Raw genomic sequence first — 13,852 nt, forward strand, 5'->3', positions numbered from 1 at the left:
CCGCGCACATTCCCCGCACCGGACCGACGGTGGGAGTGGCGGTCCTGGCGCTCGGCGGCGCCGCGGTCGTCGCGGGCGCAGGCGGGGCGAGCCCTTTCGCGCGACTGATCCGTGCGGGAGCCGCGGGCGCGTTGCTGGCTCGAGGGATCGCCGGCGGGGTCGCCGCGACGAAGGCTCTGCGACTCCCCGCGCCGAGCGCGCGTTTCCGTCGGCTGGACGGCACCGTCTACCGGCCGGTGTGCCTCACGCTCGGCGCGGCGATCGCGATGGGGTCGCTCGGGCGGATCCGCCGCAGGAAGATGGGATAGGAGGCACATCGTCATGGTCAACGATCGGAGTCCGGCGTCGCCGGCGATGCGCCAGAGCGCGGCCGAGGATCAGGGCCCGCCGCTGCGGGCTCGGTACCGGCGGATCCTGGGATTCGCCGCGCGCGTGCTCGTGCAGACCTGGTGGTTCGAGCTCGTGCTGCCGCGGATCGGCTTCGCCCGCGTCGCCGAATCCTCCCGCGAACGTCGGATGCGCGTGCTCGCACAGCGCTTCCACGTGCTCGCCGTCGAGCTCGGCGGCCTGATGATCAAGGTCGGCCAGTTCATGTCCTCGCGTCTGGACGTGCTGCCGCCCGAGATCACGACGGAGCTCGCGGGCCTGCAGGACGAGGTCCCGCCCGTTCCGATCGCCGAGATCCGTGCGCTCGCGGAGGCCGAACTGGGCGTGCCGCTCTCCCGCGCGTTCGCCTCGTTCGACGACACCCCGCTCGCCGCGGCCTCGCTCGGGCAGGCGCATCGCGCGCGGCTGTCCGAGCTGGACGCCGCCGATGCGGGATTCGACGAGGTCGTGGTCAAGGTGCAGCGACCCGGGATCGACCAGGTCGTCGCGACGGACCTCGCGGCTCTGCGCCGGGTCGCGGGCTGGCTGCGGCGGATCAGATTCATCGCCGATCGGGTGGACGCCCCCGCTCTCGTCGAGGAGTTCGCGCAGACCAGCCTCGAGGAGATCGACTACCTGCACGAGGCCGCCGCGGCCGAGCGGTTCGCCGAGAACTTCGCGCACGATCCGAGGGTCGACGCGCCCCTCGTCGCATGGGAGCGCACCACGCGCCGCGTGCTCACGCTCTCCGACGTCACCGCGATCAAGATCAACGACGTCGACGCCCTGCGCGCGGCCGGCATCGACCCCGCCGACGTCGCCCGCGTGTTCGCCGAGGTCATGTTCGACCAGCTCTTCACGCACGGATTCGTGCACGCGGATCCCCATCCGGGGAACATCTTCGTGACGCCGCACCGCGCGGGCGGGGCCGGCATGCCCGGCGGGTCGCATGCCTCCTCGGCGTCTTCGGCACCGGACGAGGTCCACCCCGCCTGGCGGCTCACGTTCATCGACTTCGGGATGATGGCGGAGGTGCCGGAGGGGATCCGGCACGGGCTGCGCACGCTGTTCATCGCGGCCGCGTCCCGCGACGGCAAGGGCATGGTCGCCGCCGCGCAGGAGATCGGCGTGCTCATGCCCTCCGCCGAGAACCGCGAGCTGGAGCGGGCGCTCTCCGCGCTGTTCGCACGCTTCGGCGGCATGGGCTTCGCGGAGCTGCGCGACGTGGACCCGCGGGAGTTCCAGGACTTCGCCGTCGAGTTCGGCGACACCATCCGCTCGCTGCCGGTGCAGCTCCCCGAGGGGCTGCTGCTGCTCATCCGCGCCGTCTCGCTCACCTCCGGCATGTGCAGCGGGCTGGATCCGCAGTTCAACATCTGGGAGTCGATCGAGCCCTACGCGACCCGGTTGCTGGCGGACGAGAGCGGCAACCTCGTGCAGGACTTCGCGCAGCAGGCGATCTCGAACGCGGGCGTTCTGTGGCGGCTGCCGAAGCGGATCGACGACCTCGTCACGCGCGTCGACGAGGGGACCGTCACGTTCGACACCTCGCGCATCGAGCGGCGCCTGGACCGCATCGACGGCCTCATCCGGCGCGGCGTCTCGGGCCTTCTCTTCGCGGCGCTGCTCATCGGCGGGGCGCTCGTGCTCGCCGTGAACCCTGTGCTCGGCACCGTGCTGATGAGCGTCTCGGTGCTGCCGCTGCTGCACACCCTGTTCGCCGGGCTGTTCCGCCGCGGGCCGCGCTGAGCGTTCTCGCGGGCCCCTTGATGGGGTGCGGTCGAATCGAGGAGCTGCGCCCCGCATCGGTGGCAGCCGGAATGACGAGGGTGCACGACCGGATCCCGGCCGCGCACCCTCATCCGTGCCGTGCCGTGCCGTGCCGTGCCGTGCCGTGCCGTGCCGTGCCGTGCCGTGCCGTGCCGTGCCGTGCCGTGGCGGCGTCAGTCCTGCTCGACGCCGGCCCTGCGGCGGGCGAGGAGCAGCACGCCCGCGGCGACGATGACAGCGCCCGCGACGCCGAGGCCGATCGGCGCGGCGGATCCGGTGGTCGCGAGCGAGCCGGAGCCGCCGGTCGCGCCCGAACCGGATCCCGTGCCACCCGTGTCGGGTCCGCCCGCGGCCGCGACGGTGAAGGCGGCCGTGGCGACCGTGGTGCCGTTGAAGGACACGGTGACCGTGTGCGGCCCCGCGGGCAGCGAGGCGGGCAGCGCCGCCTGCAGCGTGAAGGCGCCGGACGCGTCCGTGGATCCGGTGCCGAGCGAGACCGGGTCCGAGTGCACGACGACAGCGAACCCGGCCGCGTCGGCGGCGAGGCCGTGCGCGGTGACGGTGACGGATCCGCCGGGGCGCAGGTCGCCCGAGATCGCGACGGAGCCCTGCACGGCGGCGGGGTCGGCGACCGTCACGGGGGTCGCCGCGGAGGCGGTGGATCCGATCGCGTTGTGCGCGGTGACGGTGAGCGAGTACGTCCCGGGCGTGACGCCGTCGAACGTGAACGACGTGCTGCGGGCGTCGACCTCGGACGACAGGTCCGCGCCGAGCGAGACCGTGTAGCCGGTGATCGCCGAGCCGCCGTCGGCGGGCGCCGACCAGGTGGTGGCGACGTGGGAGCCGGAGGGCGAGGCGCCCGAGACGACCGCGGAGGGCGCGGCCGGTGCCGCGGGTGCCGTCGGAGCCGGCGTCACGTGCCGCAGGCGGTACTCGGTCATGTACGCGAGCTTGCCCGGCTTGGCATCGGCATAGGGCTTGGCGAGCTTGGCCCACTCGCCCTTGGACTCGGTCTTGCCGTCGTTCCAGGCGCCGAGCACGCTGAGGTCGCCCGCGGTGTAGCCGGACTGCGGGTCGACCACGGTGCCGGCGCCGAGCGCGACCTGCGCCTGGGTGAGCTGCTTCACGAGCGCGAGGGATCCGGCCCAGTCGTCCTGGTTCCAGCCGGCGACCGGGACGTCGGCGCGGGTGCGCAGCCACGTGCCCCAGTAGAACTCCTGGAACGGCACGGCGCCGTCGGCGGAGTAGCCGATGTCGCGTGCGAAGTAGAGGATGCTGCGGAAGCGGTCGTCCTCGAAGTTCGACAGGCCCACGTTCGACGGCAGCTGGGCCGGGGTGATCGCGTCGCCGTTCACGTCGCGCAGCCAGGTCCACTTGTTGGCCTGCATCGCGGCCCAGAAGTCGGCGTCGGAGAGGCCGGACAGGTTGCCGAGCACCCGCAGCCGGACGTGCACGTCGGGGCCGCTGTTCTCCTGGAACGAGGTGAGCGTGTGGTGCCCGTCGGTGAGGTACAGCACGCCCTGCGGGCCGATCACGACGGTCTTCATGGGCTCGATCGTCGCGGCGGTCTCACTCCCGACCGGCACCGTGCAGGTGAAGGAGGAGGGATCCCGCAGCGTCGCACCGGGCTGAGCGCTTGCCGCATCCCCCTGCCCGTTGGCCTCGCACCAGTCCGCGAACTTCTTGTTGACGGCGTCCTTCGAGAGCTCGGCGTCGTAGCGGCCCAGCTTGTAGTAGACCTCGTCGTAGCCGAGCGAGGGCTGCGTCGGGTGCACATCGCCGATGCGCACATCGAGCAGATCGCCCACGGGGGCGCACAGGGCGCGGGCGTCGCCGGCGACGCACGAGGCGTCCTTGACGTCCGTCGGGCTGTCGGCGGCCGCGGCGGGGAGCGCCGAGACGACGGATCCGCCGAGGGCGAGGAACGAGGCGAGCGCGACGGCGAGCGTGCGACGCGAGCGGAGCAGGGGCACGGGAGTCTCCAGGGGATGCGGGGGCGGGTGCGGATCCGCATCCGGACGTCGGTCATCCGCGCGCGGGATCCGATTCGACCCTGGCCACCTCAGGCGGACACCGGGTTGCTCACGGATGAACAGTCGGTGACGCGGGTCGCCCGCTCACCCGATCGCCCGCTCAGGCGCGCCGGCGGGCGCGGAGGACGAGCGCGATGAGCGACAGCGCGATGACGACGACCCCGTAGCCGAGGCAGACCGTCCCGAGCCCCAGCGGCGCGACCAGCACCCCGGCGATGACCGCGGGCACGCCGAAGGCGAGATACGCGAGCAGGTACAGCACGGCGAAGGCGTCCGCGCGCTGGGTCGCGGGGATCCGCGGTGCGAGGGATCCGACGACCCCGAAGAACGCCGTGCCGAAGCCCATCCCCGTCACGGAGGCGGCGATCAGGTACGCCGGCAGCGAGCCGATCCCGAGCGCGAGCAGCGAGAGCCCGGTGCCGGCGGCGAGTGCGGCGGTGCCGAAGATCACGATCGTCCGGGCGGTGCGCCGCCGGATCGCGAACGCCGTGACGGCGCCGACTCCGGCCAGGAGGGCGACGGCGAGGCCCTGCCAGAGGTGCGCGGTGCCGCCCAGCTCACCGCGGACGATCGTCGCGCCGAGGGAGAGGAACAGCCCTCCCGTCGCCCAGCCGGCGATGACCGCCGGCGCCGCGCGCCAGAACTCGGCACGGATGTCCGCCGGCACCGAGAGGCGGAAGCGCAGCGAAGCCCAGGCGCCGGGCAGCCGGGGTGCGGTCTCGGGTGCGATCGCGACCAGTGCGGCCAGCACGAGGTACACCACGGCCAGCGGGATGAACACGTCGCCCAGCGCCTCCGATGTCGCATCCAGCGCGAGCGCCGCGATCAGCGCGCCGGAGGCGAGGCCGATGCCGGGGCTCAGCGCGTTCCAGAGCGCCGCCGTGCCGGGGCGTGCCGGCGGCGCGAGGTCGAGGACGGTCGCGGAGAGCGACGCGATGAGCAGCCCGCTCGCGACGCCCTGCAGGATCCGGGCGAGCACGAGCACGGCAACGGATCCGGCGTTTCCGAACAGCAGCATGCTGGCGGCGAGCAGCACCAGTCCGGCGGCGATCACCGGGCGCCGCCCGATGTGATCCGAGAGCGAGCCCGCGGTGAGCAGCGTGAGCAGCAGGGCGACCGCGTAGACGGCGAACACCGCGGTGATCACGATCGCGTCGAAGCCGAGGTGCTGCGCGAGCACCGGGTAGAAGGGCGACGGCGCACTGGCCCCCGCCATCATCAGGATCTGCGCGACGATCGCGAGAACGAACCCGAAGCGGGAGCGCGCGGGCTGCGCGGAAAGAGCGCCGGACTCCGGGAGCCGCGGCACGGCGATCGGCTGGGTGGTCATCGGCTGCTCCTCATCCGTTCGAGAATTCTCGAACATTGAGCAGACTACTCGCCCGGCTCCAAAGGTACAAGTATTATCGAACCATGCCAGGCGCGACCGACCTCCCGCATCCGGAACGCTCCGAGATCGAGCTCACCGCGGTGCTCTTCGCGCTGAGCGATCCGGAACGTCTCTCCATCGCGCGCCAGCTGGTGGACGGCCCGCTCGACATGGCCGCGTGCCACGCGACGGATCCGAATCTGCCGAAGTCGACCAAGTCGCACTTCATGAAGGTGCTCCGCGAGGCGGGCGTGATCCGCAACGAGCCCCACGGCCGGCGCCGCGTCCTCACGCTGCGCCGCGACGACCTCGATGCGCGCTTTCCCGGTCTGCTCGATGCCGTGCTCGGCTCGACGGAGGTCTGAGCCGGATCCGCCGTCGCCGACCGGTCCGGCGCTCTCCGCCGCCATCGCGACCGCGGGTACGCGTCCGCGGTGGCTCAGCCTGAGACGATCTCCTGGACGGTCGTACGCGTGAAGCCCTCCGCGCCCGTCGTCTCGTAGCGCACGGGCATCCCGGGATGCGCGAGCGCGAACCAGAACACGGTGCGGCCGTCGTCGTCCTGCACGTCGTAGCGCAGGCAGTCGAGCCGTCCGAGGGGATGCTCGATCGTCTCCGATCCGACCGTGGTGCGCTCGGCGGGGAACGCCGCGTGCGCCTGCAGTTCGCGCCAGGCGACCCGCGCGCCCTTCGCCGCCTCCGGCGCACCGGCGGGGTGGCCCTCGATCAGCACGCCCTCGTCGTCGGCGGCGGAGTAGCGGCTGATCCGGTCCGTCACGGCGCCGTCCGGCCCCTCCGTCCGCACCCGGATGACGGCGCCGTCGCGCAGCGCGTCGCGGATCTCGTCGGCCGTGAACGGCGTCGGCAGGAGGCCGTCGGCGACGAGGTGCGGATCCGGGTTCTCGGCCATGGGGTCAGGATAGGGCGTGGTCCCGCGTCCGGCGGGAGCGACCAGGGCGCGCTCGGGCTACCGTCTGCGTGCGCTCACGTAGTCGGCGATGATCTCGCGCATCCGTCCGCCGTCGAACGGATCGCCATGTCCCGGGTAGACGGTGCGCACGGGAAGGATGCTCAGCCGGAGCATGCTGGCGACGTATTGGTCGATGTCGGACTCCTGCAGTTCGTCGAGCAGTATGTCGTCGTAGATGACGTCCCCGCTGAACAGCGCACCCGAGGCCTCATCGAACAGGCAGATGCTCCCCGGGGTGTGGCCGGGCAGGTGGAGCACCGTGACGCGTCGATCGCCGAGCTCGATGACGTCCCCGTCCTCGAGGGGTGACGTCGAGGGTGCCGGACGGATCGCGTAGGCCGCGGGATCGAAACCGATCGGCGCCGATTCGATCAGCAGATCGGGGATGCCGGGCGCATCGAATCCGAGCAGCTCTGCGAGCTCGGGTCCCCGCAGCGACGCCGCGGTGTGCGCGTCGACGCTGCTGAGTCGGTGCATGCGGCGATCGGAGAACTCGTGCGCCGATCCGACGTGATCCAAGTGCGCGTGGGTCAGCGCGAGGATCGGATCGTGGGCGAAGAGGTCCGGCAGATGCTCGCGAAGCGAGGCGACGCCCAAGCCCGCGTCCACGATGAGGTCCCGATCTCGTCCCCTCACGTGCCAGATGTTGGCGCGGAGGAACTCGTGCACGTGTGGTTCTTCGATCCGTGCGATACCCGGCGCGACCTCCGCGCGCCGGAACCACGTGGCCACGACGGGAAGCGGGGGAAGCCCGGTCATGCTGTGGTCGCATCGTCGAGTGCGGACACGGTCGGCAGGAGTGGAGTTGCGGCGGGCGCGGCCCGGCGCAGACGGTGAGCCGTGGCGGCGTAGAGGCCGCCTCCCACCAGTGTGCCGGCGAAGACCGTGATGTCCCCACCGCCGAGGGCCTGCGCGATGGGGCCGACGTAGAACGTGGTGTTGAGGCAGAAGGACGCGACGAGGGTGCCGATCAGAAGGGCGGCGAAGCCCGAGATGTTGAATCCGCCGGTGTACCAATAGGGGCTGTGCGAGGTGGTGTCCTGGAGTGCGGGCCCGTCGTACCTGTTGCGGCGGAGGAAGATGTCGACGGCGTAGATCGCCATCGACGGCGCGAGCACCGCGAGGCTGACCTCGAGCAGGCCGGACAAGGTGTCCAGGAAGTTGGAGATGAACAAGGCGTAGAGGGTCACGCCGATCGCGACGACCGCGTCGAAGATCACGGTGACTGAGCGCTTCCAGGGGATCCCGGTCGCCAGCAGGGCGAGCCCCGTGCTGTACGCGGTCAGAGCATTGTTGGAGACGGATCCGACGATGATCACCAGCAGGAAGACCACATAGAACCACGAAGGCACGATCTGGGCCATCGCGACCTCTGGGTTGCTCATGTCGACGGCGGTGGCGGCGAGCGCGCCGAGCGCGGCGATGCCGGTTGCGGGGAGGAAGCCGCCGAGCCCCGTCCAGAACGCGGTGGCTGTGGCACTCGTGGTGGTCGGCAGATAGCGGGAGTAGTCGGCGCCCACCGACCAGGAGAGCGGCGCGGATGCGATCAGGCCGAATCCGGCGGCGGCGACCGTCCACAGCGCCGGTCCCGAGAGGACGCCGCCCTTCGGCTGGTATCCGAATTCGGTGTGGGAGAGGACGAAGAAAGCCAGGATCGACAGTGCACTCAGCAGGATCCAGGTGAACCACGGTGCGAGCTTCACGATCGTCGCGTGGCCGTAGACGCTGATCGTGAAGGTGACGACGGCGAGCGCGATGACGATGGCTGCCTGCAGCGCGAGCGGGGCGGAACCGAAGAGCTGCGTGACGAGTGCGACGCCGGCCAGCGCGCCGACCGACAGATTGATCGCCTCGTACAGCACGCCGACCACCCAGCCGACGACGATCTGGATGACGCGGTTGCCATTGACGCCGTAGAACGCTCGACTGATGACCTCGCTCGGGCTCCCGGACGACGGGCCGCTGATCGCCAGGTAGCCGACGCCGATCCACGCCAGGTTGCCCGCCAGGATGACGGCCAGCGCCTGCCAGAGGTTCAGGCCGAGGATGACCAGCAGGCTCCCCAGCACGAAGTAGAGGTAGATGATGTTCGACCCCGCCCACACGCTGAACAGCGACCGCGGGGAGCCATGCCGCTCCGCCTCGGGCACGTAGTCAGCGCCATGAGTCTCGACCCTGCCCGGGCGATCGGTGACGACTGCGCGATCCGACATGTCCGCTCCTTTGCGACCAGTTCTTATTGCTCTAGTGTGCAATAAGGATGGGTCCGAACCTAGCACTTGTTGCACAGGTGGGCAATAGTGTGGGCGTGACGACAGACCGCCCCATGCGAGGCGCATGGGAGCGCGGATCGGGCGGGGCTCAGGGGCGGTTCAGCGGAGCGCTCCGGGCGCGAGCCCGAGTTCGCGCTCCGTCGTCGCGGTGAGCAGCCCCTCGACCGCGGGATAGTCGAGGGACGAGTCGACGAGCGCGCCCCGGACTGCGGAGGCCGCGACCTGTCCGTCGAGCAGGGCGAGGATGCGCATCGCCACGACTGCGGACGGGTCCTGAAGGTCGAACTCGCCGGAGGAGACGCCCGCCTCGATCGTGTCCCTCATATCGGCGAGGTCGAGTTCCATCTGCTCGACCACGGCCGTGCGGACCGCCGGACGATCGGCCGCCTGTCGCCACGCGTCGAGCCAGAGCAGCCCGAGCGGATCGCGGGTCGGAGTCGTATAGGCGGAGATCGTCTCACGCAGTCGTTCCGTCGCCGTCGGGAACTCGGCGACCCGGGTTGCGATCGCCTCTCGTTCCGCCGCGACGACCTGGGAGAACGCGGCGCTCACAAGCTCGTCGATCCCGCTGAAATAGTGGGTGACGAGACCGGAGCCGATGCCGACGAAGCTCGCGACGCGACGCGCGGTCACGCTGCTCAGACCCTCGGAGAGTGCGATGCTGCCCGCCGCGTCGATGATCTCCTGCCGGCGATCCTCTGGCAGCTTGCGCCGCACGGGCTTGACGGGGGATGGCACCGCGTTCATGAGGCAAGCGTAGGCGACAGGCCGCCTGTGCCTCATCGGCCGGCGGGAATCGCCGCGGAGTTGGTTCGTGCGCGTGGGCCGCTCATGCCCTGAGCCGCGTCGCGCTCCCCGTCACCGCCGGTTCCAATGCCGCAGCTTCTCGGGGCTGCACACCACCCAGACGCTCGTCAGCAGCCGGCGGCGCATCTCGGCCGTGACCGCGCCGACCACGACGCCGTCGCGGGCCAGCACGAACCCGTGTGCGCCGTTGATCGACGCCGCCGTGATCGAGGTCTCGGCCGTCGCGAGCGTGCGCAGTGCCGCCGCCACCTGGTTCGGCCCGGTGAGCGGAGTCACCGCCGCCGACACGATCCCGCCGCTGTCGATGAGCATCACCACGTCGCGATGCAGCAACGCCCGCGCACTCGACTCGGCGCCGGTCATGAGCGCGATGGCGAGCTTCTCCATGAGATCCCCGTCTGCCGCGCCTCGGCCTCGTCGACGCAACCACGCAGGGCGGTCGCTCCCGTTCATGCGACGGCCGTGGTCACGGTGCCGAGCTTGTCGGGGCTCATCACCCACAGCAGTTGCGCGATGCCCCCGGCCGACGCCGTCACGGTCACGAGCGTGGTGACCTCCCCGTCCTGAACGAGGGCCGCGGCGGGCTGGCCGTTGACCTCGACCCATCCGATCGACTTGCCGATCCAGAAGTGATGCGCGAACGCCGCCACGAACTTCGCGACCCGGCCGCGGCCGATCACCGGGATGCGGGCGGCGAGCTTGACGCCGTTGCCGTCGGTGTAGCTCACCACGTCGTCGGCGAACAGCTTCTCGAGCTCCTGCGCATCCCCCTTCTGCGCGGCGATCAGGAAGGCCTCGAGCAACCGGCGCTGGTGCCCCGGCTCCACGGCGGCCTGCCGATCCGATGCGAGGTGGGATCGGGCGCGGCTGACCAGCTGGCGGGCGCTGACCACGCTCGAGGAGATGATCTCGGCGATGCGCGGGTACGGGTAGTCGAACGCCTCGCGCAGGATGTATGCGGCCCGCTCGGTCGGGGTGAGCTTCTCCAGCGTCAGCAGGATCGCGAACTGCAATGCCTCGGCGCGCTCGGCGCCCAGCGCCGGATCGTCGTCGGTGTTCACGGGTTCGGGCAGCCACGGGCCGATGTAGGTCTCCCGCTTCGCACGAGCCGACTGCAGCACGTTGATCGAGAGTCTCGTGGCGACGGTGGTGAGGAAAGCGGCCGGTTCCTGCACGGAGGCCCGGTCCGTGCCCTGCCAGCGGATCCAGGTCTCCTGGACGATGTCCTCGGCATCCGCGACCGTGCCCACCATCCGATAGGCGATGCCGAACAGCCGACGCCGCTGCGCGGCGAACACCTCCGCGGCGATCTCCAGGCCCTCGGCCTCGATGCTCATTGCCACGTTCTCACTCTCCTCTGCGGGGGCGGTCTCCGGCAACGCCGGTTCCACCAGTTCTGACCGGACACCAGCCGGATCTGTGACGGACGCAGCGGATCTCGTCACAACGGGGCCCGCATCGCGGTCACACAGGTACCGCGTCATCCGCGGCATCACGGAGAGAAGGAGCGTCATGAGGATCACGGTCATCGGCGGTACCGGGCTGATCGGCGCCCGCCTGGTCAGGGCGCTGCGCGCCGGCGGACACGAGGTGTGGGCGGCATCGCGCGCGACCGGCGTCAACTCGTATACGGGGGAGGGGCTGGAGGAGGCGCTGTCCGGCGCCGAGGTCGTGGTCGACGTGTCGAACTCCTCGTACACCGACGAAGCGGCGGCGAGCGAGTTCTTCTACGGCTCCACGACGAACCTCCTCGGATACGGCGCGGCTGCCGGCGTCGGCCATCACGTGGCGCTCTCGGTCGTGGGCACCGATCGTCTCGCCCGCGCGGAGGGCGGCTATTTCGTGGCGAAGCAGCAGCAGGAGCGGCTGATCGCCGCATCCGGCCTCCCGTACTCCGTGGTGCATGCGACGCAGTTCTTCGAGTTCATCCGCAGCATCACCGATCACGCGATGCGCGGCGGGGTCGCACGCGTCGCGGAGGTGCAGGTGCAGCCGATGGCGGCGGATGATGTCGCCGATGCGGTCGCGCGGATCGCCGTCGGCGAGCCGCTGTTCGGCATGGCGGAGTTCGCGGGGCCCGAGGTGTTCGGCCTGGACGAGATCGCGGTGATGGATCTGCGATCGCGTCGGGACGATCGCGATGTCGTTCCTGATCCGCTCGGGACGTACTTCGGCGCGCGCCTGGGCCGTGGCGACCTGCTGCCGGGGTCGATGGCGTCGATCGCGCCGACGCGCTATCGCGAATGGCGGATCCGACGGCCGGCCGCCGTCACAGCCGGCCCCGCTGGCCTGTCATCCCTGTAGGCGCCGGAACCGGCGTCCCATCCCCGCACGAAAGGCTTGTACATGGCAAGGATCGTCGTCATCGGAGGCACCGGCCTCATCGGCTCGAAGGTGGTCGCGAAGCTCAGCGCGCACGGCCACGAGGCCATCGCCGCATCGCCCAACACGGGCGTGAACTCCCTCACCGGGGAAGGGGTCGCCGAGGCGTTGGAGGGCGCGGATGTCGTGGTCGACGTGTCGAACTCGCCCTCGTTCGCCCCGGCCGACGTGCTGGAGTTCTTCACCACCTCCACGCGCAACCTGCTCGCCGCGGAAGCCGCGGCCGGCGTCGGCCACCACGTCGCCCTGACGATCGTCGGCACGAACCGCCCGCAGAACATCCCCTATTTCGCGGCGAAGACCGCTCAGGAGAAGCTGATCCGCGAGTCGGGCATCGACTACTCGCTCGTGCACGCCACGCAGTTCTTCGAGTTCGTCGGCAGCATCGCGGACATCTCCACCGAGGGCGACATGGTCACGCTCCCCGGCGCGCTGATCCAGCCGATCGCCGCGGAGGACGTCGCGACCGCGGTCGCTCAGGCCGCTGCGGGCGAGCCGGTGGGCGACATCGAGATCGCGGGTCCCGAGTCCTTCGGCATGGACGAGTTCGCCCGCCGCGCCCTCGCGTTCCGTCACGACCCGCGGACCGTCGTCCGGGACGACATGGCGCCCTATTACGGTGCGCAGATCGAGGAGCGCACGCTGATCCCGGTCGACGGGGCGCGCCTCTTCTCGACCACCCTGGAGGAATGGCTGCCGCTGAACCCGGCGCGGGCGTAGCGCCGGCATGGTCGGACGGGCGGGGTGCGTCGGAGACGGTGCCCCGCCCGTCCTGGTCCTAGCGCTCGGCCGGACGCCGGGACCCGCTGGCGGCGCGGATCCGGCGGCGCTCGTAGGTGAGGGTCGAGACAAGCAGGGCGAAGCCGACCGCCGCGCCGGTCAGCTGGGCGGCGAGCAGGGGCAGGGCGAGTCCCACCGACAGCGCGAGAGCGACGAGGGCGCCGCCGAGCACGCAGTTCACCGCGGCGACCATGCTGGCCATCGTGAACAGGAAGGAGCTGCGCCCGTAGCGCACGCCGTATTCGCCGGTACGGGCGTCGCCTCTGACGAGCAGGGACGGGCCCGACGGATGGAGGCTTGCGAAGTGCGCCCGGATGTCCTCCATCCGGTGCCGCACGGCGATGTTCTCGACCGTGGTGTCGACGAGCCGCACGACCGTGAACCAGCCGAGCATGAAGATCGTCGGCAGCAGCGTGAACGTCAGGGTGGCCAGGAGCCCCGGAGTGGAGCCCGAGAACCCGAGCGCGACGAGACCGCTCGACAGCGTGGAGAGGTAGATCGTGGATCTTCCCCCGGCCTCGCTGATGGTCGCGGTCGCGACCGACTGGAGCACCATCTGCTCGGTCGCCAGCGCACTGTGCAGGGTCGTGAGATCGGCGGATGCCGCCTCGGTGGATTCCGTCATGGGGGAGCCTTCCGCGTGTCCTGAGTGCGGCGGGCTCGCCGCTGTCAGGAATGACCGGTGAACGGGAGCCCCTGTGACGGCGGAGCATCGAATCCGACCGGCGGTCAGACAGACTGCAGGCGGCGAACTTCTTCAGCCAGCACGAAAGAACGCACGGAGGGGCCTCCCCGAACGTCACCGGCCCGCGGCGAGCTGAGGGTAGACCGCCTCGAGCGGCGCGGACAGTCCGGCTCTGAGCTGCACCGAGGTGTCGTCGGCGAGGACTTCGTAGCCCCCGGCCTCGAGCGTGGCGAACACCTGATCGACGAGGTCGGCAGGATCGACCTTCGGTCCCTCGGCGCCGGCGGCCATCGCGGTGTCGACGTAGCCGACGTGCACTCCGACGACCTGCACGCCCGCGGGCTGAAGCTCCAGGCGCAGCGAGTTCGTCGCCGACCAGAGCGCCGCCTTGGTGGCGGAGTAGATGCCGGCCACGGC

At 70.9% G+C, this 13,852-nt stretch carries 15 protein-coding genes; 5 read left to right on the forward strand and 10 right to left on the reverse strand.

The window, feature by feature from the left end; genetic code table 11:
• Positions 1-308, forward strand: a 308-nt coding sequence (locus B7X32_RS11200; protein WP_292719499.1) for a DUF3995 domain-containing protein, incomplete at its 5' end; no start/stop codon positions are given.
• A 46-nt stretch (positions 309-354) separates the two neighbouring features.
• Positions 355-2,115, forward strand: coding sequence for an AarF/UbiB family protein (locus B7X32_RS11205; RefSeq protein WP_292719535.1), 1,761 nt, complete (start codon positions 355-357; stop codon positions 2,113-2,115).
• Positions 2,116-2,309: 194 nt separating this feature from the next.
• Here the strand turns inward: B7X32_RS11205 and B7X32_RS11210 are convergent, their stop codons facing one another.
• The gene (locus B7X32_RS11210; RefSeq protein ID WP_292719501.1) at positions 2,310-4,109 is read right to left on the reverse strand and encodes a ParB-like protein; all 1,800 of its coding nucleotides are present in this window, start codon (positions 4,107-4,109) and stop codon (positions 2,310-2,312) included.
• Positions 4,110-4,269: 160 nt separating this feature from the next.
• Positions 4,270-5,499: an MFS transporter gene (locus B7X32_RS11215; RefSeq protein ID WP_292719503.1), complete on the reverse strand. Its 1,230-nt coding sequence runs from the start codon at positions 5,497-5,499 to the stop codon at positions 4,270-4,272.
• Between the two features lie 83 nt (positions 5,500-5,582).
• Here B7X32_RS11215 and B7X32_RS11220 point away from each other — a divergent pair, with 83 nt between their 5' ends.
• Entirely contained in the window at positions 5,583-5,903 is a 321-nt protein-coding gene (locus B7X32_RS11220) for a transcriptional regulator (protein WP_292719505.1), read from the forward strand.
• Positions 5,904-5,977: 74 nt separating this feature from the next.
• Here B7X32_RS11220 and B7X32_RS11225 read toward each other — a convergent pair whose 3' ends face one another.
• The 6 genes from B7X32_RS11225 to B7X32_RS11250 form a co-directional block, all read right to left on the reverse strand.
• A complete protein-coding gene (locus tag B7X32_RS11225) occupies positions 5,978-6,448 on the reverse strand; it encodes a hypothetical protein (protein ID WP_292719507.1) in 471 nt (156 codons plus the stop codon).
• A 57-nt stretch (positions 6,449-6,505) separates the two neighbouring features.
• The gene (locus tag B7X32_RS11230; RefSeq protein ID WP_292719509.1) at positions 6,506-7,267 is read right to left on the reverse strand and encodes an MBL fold metallo-hydrolase; all 762 of its coding nucleotides are present in this window, start codon (positions 7,265-7,267) and stop codon (positions 6,506-6,508) included.
• Positions 7,264-8,721 (reverse strand): cytosine permease, encoded by a 1,458-nt coding sequence (locus B7X32_RS11235; protein ID WP_292719511.1) that lies wholly within the window; start codon positions 8,719-8,721, stop codon positions 7,264-7,266. The genes B7X32_RS11230 and B7X32_RS11235 overlap by 4 nt, the downstream gene beginning before the upstream one ends.
• A 159-nt stretch (positions 8,722-8,880) precedes the next feature.
• Positions 8,881-9,528: a TetR family transcriptional regulator C-terminal domain-containing protein gene (locus B7X32_RS11240; protein WP_292719513.1), complete on the reverse strand. Its 648-nt coding sequence runs from the start codon at positions 9,526-9,528 to the stop codon at positions 8,881-8,883.
• Positions 9,529-9,639: 111 nt separating this feature from the next.
• Positions 9,640-9,975 (reverse strand): hypothetical protein, encoded by a 336-nt coding sequence (locus B7X32_RS11245; protein ID WP_292719515.1) that lies wholly within the window; start codon positions 9,973-9,975, stop codon positions 9,640-9,642.
• A 62-nt stretch (positions 9,976-10,037) separates the two neighbouring features.
• Positions 10,038-10,925 carry an RNA polymerase sigma-70 factor gene (locus B7X32_RS11250; protein ID WP_292719517.1) on the reverse strand — a complete coding sequence of 296 codons (888 nt, stop codon included), beginning with the start codon at positions 10,923-10,925 and terminating at the stop codon, positions 10,038-10,040.
• Between the two features lie 175 nt (positions 10,926-11,100).
• Here B7X32_RS11250 and B7X32_RS11255 point away from each other — a divergent pair, with 175 nt between their 5' ends.
• Together B7X32_RS11255 and B7X32_RS11260 are read left to right on the forward strand one after the other, a co-directional pair.
• On the forward strand, positions 11,101-11,892 hold the full coding sequence (locus B7X32_RS11255; protein WP_292719519.1) for an NmrA family NAD(P)-binding protein: 792 nt from the start codon (positions 11,101-11,103) through the stop codon (positions 11,890-11,892).
• Between the two features lie 42 nt (positions 11,893-11,934).
• On the forward strand, positions 11,935-12,690 hold the full coding sequence (locus B7X32_RS11260) for an SDR family oxidoreductase (RefSeq protein ID WP_292719521.1): 756 nt from the start codon (positions 11,935-11,937) through the stop codon (positions 12,688-12,690).
• Positions 12,691-12,748: 58 nt separating this feature from the next.
• Here the strand turns inward: B7X32_RS11260 and B7X32_RS11265 are convergent, their stop codons facing one another.
• Both B7X32_RS11265 and B7X32_RS11270 read right to left on the reverse strand, forming a co-directional pair.
• Positions 12,749-13,375 (reverse strand): hypothetical protein, encoded by a 627-nt coding sequence (locus B7X32_RS11265; protein WP_292719531.1) that lies wholly within the window; start codon positions 13,373-13,375, stop codon positions 12,749-12,751.
• Positions 13,376-13,549: 174 nt separating this feature from the next.
• Positions 13,550-13,852, reverse strand: a 303-nt coding sequence (locus B7X32_RS11270; protein ID WP_292719532.1) for an SDR family NAD(P)-dependent oxidoreductase, incomplete at its 5' end; no start/stop codon positions are given.

Source organism: Microbacterium sp. 13-71-7, assembly GCF_002257455.1.
In the GTDB taxonomy this organism is placed as follows: domain Bacteria; phylum Actinomycetota; class Actinomycetes; order Actinomycetales; family Microbacteriaceae; genus Microbacterium.